Origin of the sequence: Streptococcus suis YS161, from assembly GCF_002760245.1 — a bacterium.
Lineage (GTDB): Bacteria > Bacillota > Bacilli > Lactobacillales > Streptococcaceae > Streptococcus > Streptococcus suis_I.
Genome location: NZ_ASCA01000028.1, coordinates 1 through 15,093, shown reverse-complemented (window position 1 = coordinate 15,093; position 15,093 = coordinate 1). Strand labels below are relative to the sequence as shown.

The following is a 15,093-nucleotide window of genomic DNA, read 5'->3' as shown; positions in this document are numbered from 1 at the left end:
AGTAAAGGAGAAAATAATGAAGAAAGTAACAAAACTATTCTCCCTCTTGACCGTTCTTCTAACGATTTTCGGTCCATTGGGAAATATTCGGCATTTAGTACATGCGAATGATACGCAACCGCATAAAACAGCTGTTGTTGTTCATAAAGTTTTGATGACACCAGAGCAACTAGAAAGTTTTGATCATGCTCAAAAACAAACAATAGAAAAATATGTTGGTAATCAGATACAAAATTTTGATAACTATTTTGGTAATGGTTCAAAAGAAATTGAAGGTGTAAATTTCAAAGTTTGGACAAAAGTTGATAATGCCCAAGATGGTGTGACTAAAACTGGTATCGAACTTGGAATTGCTGAAGATAATAATAATTATAAATTAAACCAAAGCTATCCAGATGGAGTGGTAACATTAGCTGATAGTCAAGGGGCAACTTTTGAATTAGAAAATGGCGTTCATATCTTTGTGGAAGATAAGGAAAAATCTCCGTATTACAATAAAGATGGAGTAACCACTCCAAAAGATGCAAGTAAAGAATTGACTCAAGCTAAAGCTGTTCCATTTAAACTTGAATTGCCAGTAACCAAACCAGATGGTCAAGGATATTTTGACTTGCAAACAAAGCTCCACGTTTATCCAAAAAATACAGAAGATAAGCCAGATGTGAAAAAGACATTTGGTGATGGAAATACTGGAGTGAAAGAATATGATGTAGGTACAAAAATTCCATACAAAATCACAACAAGAATTCCAAAGGGTTCTACCTATAGAACACTTATTTGGGATGACTTGATGGTCAATGGATTGGATTTTGATGTAACTACTGGAGTACAAATTGTATCGAAAGAAGTTCCAGGTTTTAATGATGGACATTATTCAGTTGAAAAAGACATTCGTGGTTTTGTTCTTAAAGTCAACCAAGAAGGTTTGAACTTGATTGAAGAAGCTGCAAAGACAAAAGATGTTAATTTCACTCTTACCTACAATGGTGTATTGAATACTTCCGCACAAATTAATACACAAATCCCTAACAAGGTAACCTTCCATTTTGGTAATAGACCTCGTAACTTTAATGACGAAAAACCAAAACCAGTTACACCAAATGGTGATAACAAAATTAGAGTAAACAAAAACTGGTCGACAAGTAAGAACAAAAAAGAAATTACATTCTTTGTATATGAAAAAGAAACTGGTACAAAAGTTGGCGAGTTTAAAATGACTGCTGATGAACAATCGAAAGAATATTCAGAAGGTCTTAAACAAGGAACCGAGTACATTGTAGTCGAACAACCTGTTGATGGTCATATTCCATCTTACACTGTTGAACAAGGTGATGATAAGAAACATATTCTTTCTGTGACCAACAATCCATCAGATAACCCACCACCTGTTGTCCCAGAAGAACCTAAAGTAATTACTTATGGCAAGCGTTTTGTGAAAACAAATGATGCTGATTTGCAACAATCTGAAAAACTTCAAGGTGCAAAATTTGTTGTTAAAAACACAGAAAATAAATACTTGGTTTTAGATTCTACGGCTAAAGATGTGACAGCTGTTTGGGTCGATTCGAAAGAAACTGCAACTCAATTTGAATCAAAAGAAAACGGACAATTCGAAGTCAAAGGTTTGAAAGCTGGAAGATATTACTTAGAAGAAATTAAAGCACCGAATGGCTATGCTTTGTTAAGTAATGCAGTAGAATTTGAAGTTAGTCCTACAAGTTGGGGAGATTCAGAGGAAGTCAGCGAAACTAACTTCCTTCAAATCCGTAACAAGAAAGTTACCATCCCACAAACTGGTGGTATTGGTACACTTGTCTTCACAGTTGTAGGTTTGAGTGCGATGGTATTTGCTTATGTGGCTATGAAGAAACGTCAAGCAGAAGATGCTTAACCAAATGAAGAAAAGGAGGGTAAGATGAGGATTATTAAACAGCTAGTCTGTTGTATGCTTGCACTGGTCTGTTCGTTGTCTCTGCCCTCTCTTTTGGTTCAAGCAGAGGATACCTTTGAAGTTCAGGTTCATATTCCTCTCCCTCAAGGAGTGGATACCAGTCAAGTGTCAACGGGTTTGGAGGCTTGGTTTATCGCTCCAGAAGAGCCTGTCTCTTCTGAACAGTTGGCAGATACCTTGTATCAAAAAAGCCGTTCGGAGTTGAATCAAGCCTACGGAGACCCCATTGCCTCTCAGACCATTACACAGGAAGGTCAAGCCACCTTTCGAGGATTGGCTAAGGGCTGGTACTATGTTCGACAAGTGGGGACACCTGTGGCTCTGGAAGTTGTTCCTTTCCTAATGAAGGTAGATGGCAGTGCGATAAAGATTGAAGCCAAGGTCAGAAGACCCAGTAAGGAAACGGGAAGTAAAACCTTTCTAAAGGTCTCCACTAGCACCGCCCCTCTATCGGGTGCCGAGTTTGTTGTGTTGGAAGAGGTGCATAGGGAGTTGAAAGAAGTGGTAGTTGACGGCATTTCCTATCATGTTACTTCAGGTCCTGACGGTCGTTTCGTAGTAGGACCGCTCCCTTATGGTACCTATTATCTCAAAGAAGTCAAAGCCCCAACAGGCTATCTTCTCGCTCAAGATACCATCCCTTTTTCCATCACTGCGGATTCCCATGTCTCTGAGATTGTAAAAATCAAGAACAAACCCATCACACCGCCCGGTATCGACATTCCCTATACAGGAAATGCGGTGGTCATAGCGGTTTTATCGTTAGGCATTATCCTCTTCTTGCTGGGCTATCGTTTGGTCGCCTATACGAAGGGTGAGAAAAACAACTAACCCATCATTATGTTTTGATAGATACACCTACCTGACCCATTTGTCAGTAGGTGTATTTTTCTGGAAAAAATCGTTCTCAAATGCTATAATATTACTAGGAACTTCGAATAAATAGATAGAGACGATTCTCAATTCTATTTATCGGAGGAAGACCATTGACAAGATTTCGACATAGCATCAGCCCTATGGCTGATATCGCAGCCAAGAAGATTTTCAGTGACCATGAGATTACCATTGATTTTATTGAAACGTTTTTAGGCTTTCGTCCCAAGTCCGTCCAGATTTTGAACGGCACCCTTGCCGATTTGAAGAAAGAACGGGAAGGTTACTTTAGTACAACTGTGGACATTCTAGCCAGGCTGGATGATGGGACTCAGGTTATCATAGAAATTCAGGTGGTTCATCAGCACAGCTTTATCAAACGGCTCTGGACCTATTCCTGTCAGCATTTGGTCAAGGACTTGCCAAATGTCAGGGACAAGGTCAAACGAACGCATGATATGTATGATAAGATTTCGCCTATTTATTCCATCGCCTTGGTTGCCAGCCAGTATTTTGATGACAAGCACCCCATTCATTCCTTTGTCTTGACGGCTGAGGAAAATGGACAGGTTTTGGAAATTCCGTTTGGAGAGCAAGGGGAGATGAAGAAACCATTTGAAATGGTTATTATTGAATTGAACAAGCTGAGTGAGGGAAAATTGGCTACGAACCAACGCTTGTGGATGGAATTTTTTGCCAATCGTGAATTTAGCCAGCAACAAACAGACGCTATCAGCAGGGCCGAACACCTGCTGGATAGAAATACATGGACAGAGGAGGAAAGGAAGATGATTGATCAACTAGCCTATAGTGCCGCCAATCATTTTGGTGAATTGGAGACTTCTTTCATACTAGGTAGAAAGCGTGGTCAGGAAGAGGGGATGGCTCAAGGACTTCAAAAAGGTATTCAAAAGGGTATTCAAAAAGGTCGAGCAGAAGGTATGCTGGATGGTCAGCTCAAGATTGCTCGGCAGATGTTAGCAAAGCATTTTGCGGATGAGCTGATAAAGGAACTGACGGGACTAAGCCAGGAAGACTTGGATGGTTTGAAAGGTGAACATAAATGATTGATCAACTTGCCTATAGTGCCGCCAATCATTTTGGTGAATTGGAGACTTCTTTCATACTAGGTAGAAAGTGTGGTCAGGAAGAGGGGATGGCTCAAGGACTTCAAAAAGGTATTCAAAAGGGTATTCAAAAAGGCATTCAAAAAGGTCGAGCAGAAGGTATGCTGGATGGTCAGCTCAAGGTTGCTCGTCAGATGTTGGTGAAGAATTTCACGGATGAGCTGATAAAGGAACTGACAGGACTAAGTCAGGAAGATTTGGATGGTTTGAAGACCGGAGGATTGGATGTGACAAAAGCTGATTTTTAGAATTGAATGTTGAGCATCCAAAGAGCAACTGAGTGAGACGGACGAATTAAAGAATTTTCTATGGACATCCGTGCTGTTTCAAACGATAGGAATCAGGAATTGCGTTATTTTAGTTGCAGTTTTTGTTAGCTTGGAATGATTTAGTGCGTGACAATTCTTCATCAATGCATCACGTTGTAGCACATGGAGGTGATGTTGAATGAGAAAAGGGAAAAAGAAGAATAATCTCTTTTTCTACTTGATTTTTATAATCGGATTTGGAATTTTACTCTATCCCCATATTTCAAATTTCTACTATCGTTATGAGGCGACGCACATTGTAACGGATTTTGACCAAGCCAAGTCAGGCTTAGCCTCAGCTGAAATCAAGCAACGTTTGGATTTGGCTCATGCCTTTAACGAAAGTTTACACAACGTTCTTGCGGAAGATCCCTATAGTCGTTCTCGTCACGAGGCCGGTCGAGCGGAGTATGCACGGATGTTGGAAATCAATGAGCGGATAGGGCATGTCGAGATTCCTAAGATTGAAGTGGATATTCCCATGTATGCTGGGACGTCAGAGGAGGTCTTGCAGAAAGGGATTGGGCATTTAGAGGGGACTTCCCTACCTGTTGGCGGTCAGGATACCCATAGTGTATTGACGGCTCATTCTGGTCTTCCCAAGGCACGCTTGTTTACCGATTTGCATCGTGCAAAGCTAGGAGATAAATTTTATATTCACAATATCGGAGACGTATTGGCTTATGAAGTGGATCAAATCTTGGTAGTTGAGCCGAGTGATTTTTCTCAATTATTGGTCGTTCCAAACCAAGATTATGTAACCTTATTGACTTGTACGCCTTATATGGTGAATACACATCGACTTTTGGTGCGAGGACATCGCATTCCTTATGTGGAAGAAGAACATCGCAAGGCAACGGATCAGGCAGAAAAACGGATTTTGATACGCTATCTTTTATATGCTTTAGGCATGCTTGTTGCCATTGGTTTGATTTTTGTCTTGACTAAAAGGAAGAGGAGGAAGAAATGATGAAGAACCTGCTGGGATCTAATCGCTTTCTTCAAAAGAAGTTGGTCCTGCGTTTGATTTTTGTGTTGGGACTGCTCATAACGCTCTATCCTTTATGTTCTCATCTATACTATCGCTACGAGGCAGATCAGGAAGTGCAGGAGTTTTATCAACTAGCCAAAGACCTGCCGACTCAAGAGGTGTTAAATCGTCTCGAATTGGCTAGGGCCTACAATAAAACTTTAAATCCAAGAAAATTACAAGATCCCTATTCAGAGGAGGAAAAGGCTGGTCTAGCAGAGTATGCTCGGATGTTGGAGGTCAAGGAGAAAATTGGCTATGTCGAGATTCCGAAACTAGATGAAAAAATTCCTGTCTATGCAGGAACATCAGAGGAAGTCTTACAAAAGGGAGTTGGTCACTTGGAAGGTTCTTCCTTGCCTGTTGGTGGTGCCAATAGCCATACGGTCTTGACTGCCCACCGTGGTCTTCCAAAGGCCTCTCTCTTTACCAATTTGGATCAACTCAAGCTGGGCGATCGATTTTATATTCATAATATTGCTGAGATTTTGGCCTATGAAGTAGATCAGATTTTAGTTGTTGAACCTAGTGATTTTGAGCCTGTGTTGGTAGTAGAAGAAAAGGATTACGCTACTCTTTTGACCTGTACTCCTTATATGGTCAATAGCCATCGCTTGTTGGTCAGGGGGCATCGGATTCCCTATGTTCCAGAGGTGCATGAGGAAGAAGAACCAGGTTTCTTTGTCGATAGGATGCTTTTATCCTATCTGGTAGCTGCTCTTCTCCTTATTCTCTTATTGGCAGGCTACCTCCTATTCCGAAGAAGAAAAGCGACTAGGAGGAGACGGTCATGAAGTTGAAAATTGTTGGCTATCTATTGATGATAGTGGGATTATTGTTGCCCTTATTATTGTTCAGCAATATGACGGTTCATGAGGTGAGGGAATTTTTTGCCTACCAGAGTTATAAAAAGTCGGAGTCAGGCTTTTCAAAGAAAGAGGAAGAGATCATCGAACACTATCAGGAAGTAGTGCGGAGTGGTCAACTGGCAACGGTTGATCCCTTTGCTGAGACTAGGAAAGATGAGCAGTCCGTATCTGATTTTGGAGATACCATCATCGGCTATGTAAGTATTCCTAGTCTTGAAATCCGCCAACCTATTCGGGTGGGAGCAAGTGATTCCCATCTTGATCAGGGGGTAGCGGTGGTGTCAGGAACGGACTTGCCTTTCGGAGGTCTGGATCGTCGTAGTGTGCTGGCTGGCCACAGAAGTTGGTATAGTGATTTGCGTTTTTTCCGATTAAATGAAATGCGTGAGGGCGATGAGATTTTTGTTGAAATTGGTGAAAAAGTAGTCACCTATCGGGTCAAAAATACAGAAATCATCAAGGCAACCGATTGGCAAAAATTGCTTCCGATTGAAAAACAGGATGTCCTGACCCTGTTGACCTGTGATCCACTGGTTCCTCCCTTTGATTATCGTCTTTTGGTCAATGCCTATCGCCATCATGATAGTAGCGAGCAGGCAGTATCAGCTTCAGAAGAAAAAAGACAGTCTAGTCAAGTAGTGCTGGAATCTTATCGCAAGAAAGGTGTAAGCTTCATCGCCTATCTGACCCTTTTTGGCTGGTTCTTGTTTGTCTATCTTGCCTACAAGTTGGGCAAGCTTGTGAGAGTATGTCGAGTTACTAAAGTACGATAGGTAGAGTGTAACAGGAATAAAAGAAAAAAGACTTAGAGAACCACCGTTTCTGATGGCTGTTCTAAGTCTTTTTTTGGCGAACTGTATTATTTATAGCTCAATCTCCATCACAATTGGTGTATGGTCCTGACGAGCACCTGAGTCAATCATATCTGACTTACTTACTTTGTCGGCGATGCGGTCGCTGACAAGCCAGTAATCAATTCTCCAGCCTGTGTTGTTGATTTTACTGGTACGGCTGCGTTGTGCCCACCAAGTATAAGCGTTGAGGACATCCCCGTGTAAGTGGCGGAAGGTATCTGTAAAACCTCTAGCAAGTAGATTTGTAAAACCTTCACGTTCTTCATCTGTAAATCCTGGTGACTGGCGGTTGCTGGCTGGGTTGGCCAGGTCGATTTCCTTGTGAGCAACGTTGTAGTCACCTGTGGCTAAGACAGGCTTTTGGCTGTCAAGCTGTGATAGGTATTTGGCATACTGGACGTCCCAGATTTGGCGGTCAGCAAGCCGTTTCAAGCCATCACCAGCATTTGGCGTATAAACTTGTGTGACATAGAAGTCATCAAATTCTAGCGTGATGATACGCCCTTCAGAATCCATGGTTGTTGGAGCACCAATCTCAGGGAAGGTTATGGTTGGAGTTAGATGGTTTTTGTAGAGGAAGAGTGTACCAGCATAGCCTTTGCGAGCTGGTTCTACAGATGAACGCCAGGTATTGACATATCCAGGGAAGTAGCTTTTCAAAATTTCTAGATGCTTTTTAGTCGGTCCCTTATCTGACAATTTTGTCTCCTGAATGGCGATAATATCAGCGTCTTCTGTCACAAGTGTATCGATGACTGCGCGTGATAATAGGGCGCGAGGAGATTCTGCAGTCAATGCAGCGTTAAGAGAATCAATGTTCCAAGAAATGAGTTTCATAATTTTCCTTTTCTAGTCTGTTACTGTTTTACATTATACCAAAAATAAAAGTTGCAGGCGAATATGGAAACTTGAAAAAAATTTTATAATTCTTGTATTATAACATTAAAATTGTGATACAATAGAACTAATAAATCTGTGTCAAGGAGGTTATTATGAAAAGAAAATTATTTGTTTTTGCCTGGTTAGCCCTAGTTTTGGAAATGCTAATCTACTACTGGTACCAGTTGCCTGCTTTAAATATTTTGAGTGTGGACTTCTGGATATTTTTCCTTCAATCTGTCGGATTGGTTTGGCTCATACTTTCCATGTTCAGCTCCAAAGGTGCTTTTCAAAAGGTGACTAAGATTTCCGGTCGCCAGAGACAAGTAGATACCTATCAGATTAAAACCTCGCAACTGCCAGCTTACTTAAAATGGTTGGGACGAATTTGGGTATTGGTTGTCCTGGGTTTGTTGGGGCTGGGGCTTATCAACTCACGTGTATTTCGTGCTAAGGATTACGCTGCTGTCATAAGCGTCAAGGATGCGGATTTTAAAGCAGATTTTCCTGAAACAGACATATCCAAATTGGCCCTCCTAGATCGCGCCTCAGCCGAAAAAATCGGTGATACTTATCTAGGTACCATTGACAAGGTCTCCCAGTTTGGTATTTCGGATGATTATCGCCAGATTACTATCGGTCAGCAACCGTTCCGTGTATCGCCTTTGGAATATAAGAATTTTTGGAAATGGCTGAGCAACCATCAAGATGGGATTGGTTACTATGTTAAGGTCAATCAGACGACAGGGAAAGCAGAGCTTGCCAAGCTGAGCAAGTCCATGCATTACTCAGATTCCGAGTATTTGTTCAATGACACCCTACGTCATCTTCGCCTGCAATACCCGACAACTATTTTTGGGAAACCATCCTTCGAAGTGGATGACCAAGGAAATCCATATTATATTGCAACGATTTACGAGCCAAAATTTGGACTTTCATCAAATGATCCGATTGGTGCTATTGTATTGGATGCAGTAACAGGGGAAAGTAAGAAGTATGGTCTGGAAGATATTCCAGAGTGGGTAGACCGTGTTTATTCGGCAAACAATGTTATCAGCCGTGTAGATGACCACTATACTTATCAAAATGGTTTCTGGAATACCATTTTCAGTCAAACTGGTGTGAAAAATACAACAGACAGCTATAATTATATTTCTATCGGCTCAGATATTTATCTCTACACAGGTATCACCTCAGCAACTGCTGATTCATCCAACCTTGGATTTATTCTTGTCAATATGAGAACTCGTGAAATTACCAACTACAAATTGGCTTCGGCGACTGAAACAGCAGCGCAAGAGTCCGCAGAAGGTGAAGTGCAGGAAAAAGGCTATAAAGCCACTGCTCCAAGCCTGGTTAAGTTGGCAGATACAGCCTACTATTTAGTATCCTTGAAAGATGATGCCGGCTTGGTTAAATCATACGCTCTTGTTGATGCCGAAGATTATCAACAGGTTACTGTTAACAACGATATTGCGCTCTTAATTTCTCAAGTCACAGGAACGGATGCTTCTAGCCTTTCAGGATTGACGGTGACTGAAAATGGAGAAGTTGGTGAACAGACTGAGGTTATCAGTGGAAAAGTAGAAGCTTTAGCGAGTCAAATAATTGGCGGTGCGACAATCTACTATATTGAGTCTGAGGGCAAGATTTATAAAGTCAAAGCAACGGAAGATAGTACAGATCGATTACCGTTTATCAAAGTAGGAGATCACTTTAGCGGTCAGTTAGATAAGAAAAATTATCTTAAAAACTTTAAGGTTAATCCAGAATAATCATAAGAAAGAGTGAGGTAGAAAAGCCTTGCTCTTTTGCTTGTCATCACCCATGCGAGATATTTCAACTTATGGTATAATAGGGCGTTATGGTTCTTTTACAGGAATCCGTAGATTGTTCTGTCGAGTATCCATATTCTTATTCTGAAGGAGTATTTTGTGAGTTTATTTAGAAAAAAACAAGCAGTCGGTCGCCATAGTCAAATGCGTCGGCATTTAGGCTTAGTTGATTTGATATTTTTAGGTATCGGTTCGATGGTTGGAACAGGTATCTTTACGGTAACTGGTTTGGCAGCAGCCCAGTATGCAGGGCCAGCTCTGATCATCTCAATTGTTATTGCAGCAATTTCAGTCGGACTAACAGCCTTATTTTACGCAGAATTTGCCTCTCGTATACCGACTAACGGTGGTGCCTATGGTTATCTCTACTCGGTTTTTGGTGAATTTCCTGCCTGGATTGCTGGCTGGCTGACAATCATGGAATTCTTGACTGCTGTATCGAGTGTTGCATCTGGTTGGGGAGCTTATTTGAAAGGACTCCTGGCTAATTTTGGTATCGCTATGCCGACAGCTCTGAATGGAACTTTTAACCCCACTGCAGGTACCTATGTAGACCTCTTACCAGTTCTCGTCTTGATTTTTGTGGTAGGAGTGGTCTTGCTTAATTCTAAGGCAGCTCTTCGTTTCAATTCAGCCTTGGTAGTTTTGAAATTTTCAGCGTTGGCTTTATTTATTTTAGTAGGGTTATTCTTTATCAAACCAGAAAACTGGTCGAACTTCTCTCCTTTTGGTTTTGGTGCCATTTATGGTGGACAGGCGGGAATTATGGCAGGAGCGTCCCTCATGTTCTTTGCCTTCCTGGGATTTGAGTCTATTTCATTAGCAATTGATGAGGTGAAAAAACCTGAGAAGAATGTACCAAAGGGAATCGTGTTGTCTCTATCCATTGTAACAATTCTTTATATTGTAGTGACATTAGTATTGACTGGTATGGTTCACTATACTAAGTTGAATGTGGCAGATGCGGTAGCCTTTGCGCTTCGAGAAGTTGGATTGGATTGGGCAGCGAGTTATATTTCTATTGTAGCAATCCTAACATTGATTACAGTATGTATTTCGATGACCTACGCCTTATCGAGAATGGTCTATTCCATCAGTCGTGATGGTTTGCTACCGAAATCATTGAGCCGATTGACACAAACAAGCAAGGTTCCTAAAAATGCGACCATTCTTGTGGGGATTTTTGCAGCCATTTGTGCAGGTATTTTCCCACTAGCAAGTATTGCTTCCTTCCTCAATATCTGTACCTTAGCTTATTTGATCATGCTGGCGTTGGGTATTATTCGTCTGCGTCAGGTCGAAAGTTTGCCAAAAGATGGACAATTTAAAACACCTCTTGTTCCCTTGTTACCTATCCTCTCGATTATCATTTGTCTTTCATTTATGTTCCAGTATAGTTTAGATACTTGGTTAGCATTCGGAGTATCCTTGGTTATTGGAATTTTGATTTACTTCTGTTATGGCTATCGTCATTCGGAAGTGAAATAGGTTGCCTCCCTTCGTAATTTGAAGGGATTTTTTTGTACAATTTTATATATTTGTGATGCATTTTTAAATAAAGTAGTATAATATATGTAACAAAAGAGAAAGGAGTTTTCTTATGACTAATAGTGATATTCGTGCAAGGGCTACTCTTATTCGGGAGAATACAGAGGGAATGTTAGCCTTATTTATGGCTCCCGTCTTGATTTCATTTCTGTCAGGCATGCTTAACTATGGCTTGAAACAAATCTGGGGACGAACGGGTATCGTCTTTTGGGGAAGTACCATTGTAAAAGATGGGGTAACATGGAGTCACAATTATATATCGCTTGACCCGTCAATCATCTTTGATTTTATTGCACAATGTTTGATTGTGACGGCGTGTTTTCAACTCATAAGAGTCGTAAGAAAGCAGCGAGACAAGGTCAGCTTTTCAGAGTGTTTTAGTCTACTGGATGGGAAGAATTTTTTACCTATTCTGGTCACGACCTTTTTGAAAATGCTCGTTATTTATATAGCTGGTTTCCCAGCTGTCATTGGGATGGCTTTACTTAGTATTTCATTTTTCAGTACAGTTTTCATTGTTGGGGCTCCGGTTGGCTATCAGCCTGATTTCTCAGGATTTTTTAGCTCCTCCTATTTTCAAATAGGAGTAATCTTAGTCGTGATTGGCTTGGTTTGTGGTCTATTAGTAGATTATGGTCTCAGTCAGGTTCAATTTCTTCTTTATGATCATTTGGAAAATAATATTTATTCTTCTCCGTTTAAATTATTCAAACAAAGCTGGCAATTGATGAAAGGCAATAAGTGGCGTCGATTCATGCTTGACTTGTCATTTATTGGTTGGTTCATCGGTATTTTACTGACTTTTGGTTTGTTGGCCTTGTATGTTTATCCTTATTATTGGACCTGTCAAGCCCTGTTTTATGAGGATTTAATTGCCAAAAATCCTTTGTTACTTTCGAGGGTAGATTCCATTTGGTCTTCGGAACTAGGATAAGCATAGATTTTATACAGTTACATTGAAATAAAAATACAGACAGTTTCTGCTGGATTTAGCAATCAGCAAGATTCTGTCTGTATTTTTTATCATCATTGCTAAAGTTCAAGTTGTTTTGATGGTGATGTGAAATAGAGTTCGTATACCAACCAAGTAATCATACCAGCTTGGATAAGGAGGCTGATAACTGAGCCTTCCACACCAAATGCACCACCTGACAACCAGTCTGGGCCAGAGGTTTCTACTGCGATAAAGGCTTGACCAGCTTGTGTCCCACTCACTGGAAAGGCAAAGACATTTCCTTGGAAACAATTCCAGGCAGCATGTAGACCACCTATTACCCAAAGATTACCGGTTTTTAACATGACTAAGCAGGCTAAAATGGCAAAGAGCGTTAGGTCGAGAAGGGGAATGAGGGAAATCCCGTCGTTACCAAGATGGAGAAAGGAAAAAAAGAGGGAGGAAACAAGGATACCGACAGGGATATTGTGCTTGGCAGCTAGGGATGAAAACATCCAGCCTCTAGTCAATAATTCCTCTGTTGTGCCTTGAATGGACCAAGCAAGTACGAGGATAAGAAATTCTCCTACTAAATTCGCTGAGAATTGAAAACTAGTCACTTGAATAGCCCCAAATCCCCACATAAGCAAGACACAGGTGGTTAACATAGCAGCACCTATCCCCCAACCAAGTAAGAAGTCTTTCAAAGCTCCTTTTTTTCGTATTCCAAGCCCAAGCCAAGGACTTTTTTCTACAAATCTTGCCCAGAGTATGATGGCAAGACTGATGAAGGAAAAGGCCAATAATTCAAGACTGAGTGTCACAAAGGCATTATCTATGAAAATGAAAAATAAGGGCATAAAGGCAAAGTAGCCGACTGTTTCAGCTACTGCCATCAAGACCAGTGCTGTGATAGGCGATAGGATAAAATTGAGATTAAAGCGTGATTTGGCTTTTTCTGAAATGAATGCTGTTTTCATATTTTTCTCCTTGTTTGTGTTTAGTACCAGTCTATCATATTTTCCTATGGAAAACTAGACAGAATTTTGATAAGCGTGATATAATGATACAAAAGTATAAAAGGAGAATATCTATGAAACTAATGGATTGGCTAAGAGATTTTCAATTTGGAGAACACCAATTGGTAGGTCCATTTTTCTATGGAACGCCTCTGGCTCTTCGCTTTGAAATTGGGCCTGCAGAGGAGGCTGAAACGCTTCCCAGAAAAGTGTATTTGAACCGAGCTTATGCGCGTGCGGTTGAGCTTTTGGAGCGGGCTAGTTCAGCATACGACTATGTGATTCTCTCGCTACTTCGTCAGGAAGATAGGGACATCGACACTTACCTCTGGCATTTTACATCGAAATTTAACTTTGACAAGTGTCCTGAGCCTGAGCTGATAGAAGTGAAGGATTGGACGGGGGATGTGCTGGTCTTTGAGCGCTATCTTTTCCCTATTGCTGACCAGGATTTGAAAGCTCTCTTGTGGGAGATTATCAAGGCTGATCACGGTGGTTTCAACTACCTATCCAGCTCCGTCCTCTTCCTGTCTAGTCAGGACAATATCATCTATCATTGCTACGATGATAGGGGAGTGGACGTCGCTGTGGTGGATGACGACAAGCGTCGTCAGCTCTTTACGGATTGCCAGGACCTGCTTTTTGACTATGATATGGAGGAGATGGAGAGGAGGATGGAGAGCTAGAAATCCTTGTCTAAAGATGGTATACAATCTCTTATAGAAAATTACTTTATAAGTATAAGTGAATACAGGTTCAAAAAAATCCACAGTAAGATCTGTGGAAAATATGGTATACTAGAATAGTAGAGAAGTGCTCTTGTATCCATGAATGGATGTAGGAGAAAGACGGTGGTTACTTTCTAAGTGAGAGGAGGGAGATGCCTATGTGCAACTCATCAAAATCTGACGGAAAGGGGGTAACAATCTTTTGACAGCATTTGAAGTGGTACAAACTTTATTGAGTTTTGGTGGTTTTACCATTGCCTTGATAGGGTTGTGCTATAAAATCTTCAAAGATGATGACCAAAAGAAATAGCCGTCAATACTTTGGTTAGTAACGGCTATTTCTAAATAGTTAAAATGAGTCACCGTCTTTAAAGCGGTTCTACTGGGATTGAGTTGGCGCTCAATCCTTTCTTCATACTTATTATACCACAATTTAAAATCGTTTGACAATTTTTTATATAAATCATCCAAAAAAGCTTGACAGAACCTAATTTAATAGAAACGGAATATTGGACGGGAGAAGTGCTGGTCTTTGAACGCTATCTTTTCCCTATTGCTGGCCAGGATTTGAAAGATCTCTTGTGGGAGATTATCAAGGCTGATCATGGTGGATTTAACTACCTTTCATCTTCTGTATTCTTCCTATCCAGTAAGGAAAAAGTCATTTATCATTGCTATGATGATAGAGGAGTGGATATTGCTGTGGTGGATGATGACAAGCGTCGTCAGCTCTTTACGGATTGCCAGGACCTGCTGTCTGGTTATGATATGGAGGAGATGGTGAGGAGGATGGATTTTTAAAAACTAATATAAAAATGCCCATGATATACTACGTATACCATGGGTTTGACTTTCAGTCAAACCCTAACAACAACAGTCCTATCACAAAATAAGATTAGGAATCTGAATGGTGTGTTTAGTATAATAACGTGGGTTATTTTTTCATCAAACGCTCCTTTTGTACTAATACAAATGTGTTAGGAAAAGCTAGGAGATCTTATGGCAAAGTTTGATATTATTACAATCGAAGACAAGATTCAGCAGTTATTGGAGGATGGTTCTGACCCAATGTCATTAAGTTAACTAACCTATCACATTTTGTGGTGGGTTAGTTTTTATGTTACACTAAAAATAAAAG

General features: G+C 40.7%; 14 protein-coding genes and 1 pseudogene. 13 read left to right on the top strand and 2 right to left on the bottom strand.

Going from position 1 to position 15,093, the window contains the following annotated elements; translation table 11 throughout:
• Positions 1–16: 16 nt before the first annotated feature.
• From SST111_RS04035 to SST111_RS04005, 7 genes are all read left to right on the top strand, one after another.
• Positions 17–1,891 (top strand): pilin N-terminal domain-containing protein, encoded by a 1,875-nt coding sequence (locus SST111_RS04035; RefSeq protein WP_099810113.1) that lies wholly within the window; start codon positions 17–19, stop codon positions 1,889–1,891.
• Positions 1,892–1,915: 24 nt separating this feature from the next.
• A complete protein-coding gene (locus tag SST111_RS04030; protein ID WP_099810112.1) occupies positions 1,916–2,782 on the top strand; it encodes an MSCRAMM family protein in 867 nt (288 codons plus the stop codon).
• Positions 2,783–2,967: 185 nt separating this feature from the next.
• Positions 2,968–3,891 (top strand): Rpn family recombination-promoting nuclease/putative transposase, encoded by a 924-nt coding sequence (locus SST111_RS04025; RefSeq protein ID WP_099810111.1) that lies wholly within the window; start codon positions 2,968–2,970, stop codon positions 3,889–3,891.
• Positions 3,888–4,199 carry a hypothetical protein gene (locus SST111_RS04020; protein ID WP_099810110.1) on the top strand — a complete coding sequence of 104 codons (312 nt, stop codon included), beginning with the start codon at positions 3,888–3,890 and terminating at the stop codon, positions 4,197–4,199. The genes SST111_RS04025 and SST111_RS04020 overlap by 4 nt, the downstream gene beginning before the upstream one ends.
• A gap of 199 nt (positions 4,200–4,398) precedes the next feature.
• Complete coding sequence (locus tag SST111_RS04015) at positions 4,399–5,229, top strand: class C sortase (protein ID WP_099810109.1); 831 nt, start codon at positions 4,399–4,401, stop codon at positions 5,227–5,229.
• On the top strand, positions 5,226–6,083 hold the full coding sequence (locus tag SST111_RS04010; RefSeq protein ID WP_099810108.1) for a class C sortase: 858 nt from the start codon (positions 5,226–5,228) through the stop codon (positions 6,081–6,083). Before SST111_RS04015 ends, SST111_RS04010 begins: the two co-directional genes overlap by 4 nt.
• Positions 6,080–6,931, top strand: a complete 852-nt coding sequence (locus SST111_RS04005) for a class C sortase (protein WP_099810107.1) — start codon at positions 6,080–6,082, stop codon at positions 6,929–6,931. Before SST111_RS04010 ends, SST111_RS04005 begins: the two co-directional genes overlap by 4 nt.
• A gap of 90 nt (positions 6,932–7,021) precedes the next feature.
• On the opposite strand, the gene SST111_RS04000 is transcribed toward SST111_RS04005, so the two are convergent.
• Positions 7,022–7,849, bottom strand: coding sequence for an exodeoxyribonuclease III (locus tag SST111_RS04000; RefSeq protein WP_099810106.1), 828 nt, complete (start codon positions 7,847–7,849; stop codon positions 7,022–7,024).
• 155 nt (positions 7,850–8,004) lie between these two features.
• Here SST111_RS04000 and SST111_RS03995 point away from each other — a divergent pair, with 155 nt between their 5' ends.
• The 3 genes from SST111_RS03995 to SST111_RS03985 all read left to right on the top strand — a co-directional run bounded on the left by SST111_RS03995 (position 8,005) and on the right by SST111_RS03985 (position 12,208).
• The gene (locus tag SST111_RS03995; protein WP_099810105.1) at positions 8,005–9,666 is read left to right on the top strand and encodes a hypothetical protein; all 1,662 of its coding nucleotides are present in this window, start codon (positions 8,005–8,007) and stop codon (positions 9,664–9,666) included.
• Between the two features lie 159 nt (positions 9,667–9,825).
• Complete coding sequence (locus tag SST111_RS03990; RefSeq protein WP_099810104.1) at positions 9,826–11,214, top strand: amino acid permease; 1,389 nt, start codon at positions 9,826–9,828, stop codon at positions 11,212–11,214.
• A gap of 112 nt (positions 11,215–11,326) precedes the next feature.
• Complete coding sequence (locus tag SST111_RS03985) at positions 11,327–12,208, top strand: DUF975 family protein (RefSeq protein ID WP_099810103.1); 882 nt, start codon at positions 11,327–11,329, stop codon at positions 12,206–12,208.
• Positions 12,209–12,306: 98 nt separating this feature from the next.
• On the opposite strand, the gene SST111_RS03980 is transcribed toward SST111_RS03985, so the two are convergent.
• Positions 12,307–13,188 (bottom strand): CPBP family intramembrane glutamic endopeptidase, encoded by an 882-nt coding sequence (locus tag SST111_RS03980; protein WP_099810102.1) that lies wholly within the window; start codon positions 13,186–13,188, stop codon positions 12,307–12,309.
• A 113-nt stretch (positions 13,189–13,301) separates the two neighbouring features.
• Between SST111_RS03980 and SST111_RS03975 the strand changes: the two genes are divergently transcribed.
• The 3 genes and pseudogenes from SST111_RS03975 to SST111_RS03965 all read left to right on the top strand — a co-directional run.
• Entirely contained in the window at positions 13,302–13,913 is a 612-nt protein-coding gene (locus tag SST111_RS03975) for a DUF3885 domain-containing protein (protein WP_099810101.1), read from the top strand.
• 244 nt (positions 13,914–14,157) lie between these two features.
• Positions 14,158–14,265 (top strand): putative holin-like toxin, encoded by a 108-nt coding sequence (locus SST111_RS03970; protein ID WP_079269148.1) that lies wholly within the window; start codon positions 14,158–14,160, stop codon positions 14,263–14,265.
• 173 nt (positions 14,266–14,438) lie between these two features.
• Positions 14,439–14,756 (top strand): annotated as a pseudogene (locus SST111_RS03965) (DUF3885 domain-containing protein); the annotation flags it as partial.
• Between the last annotated feature and the right edge of the window lie 337 nt (positions 14,757–15,093).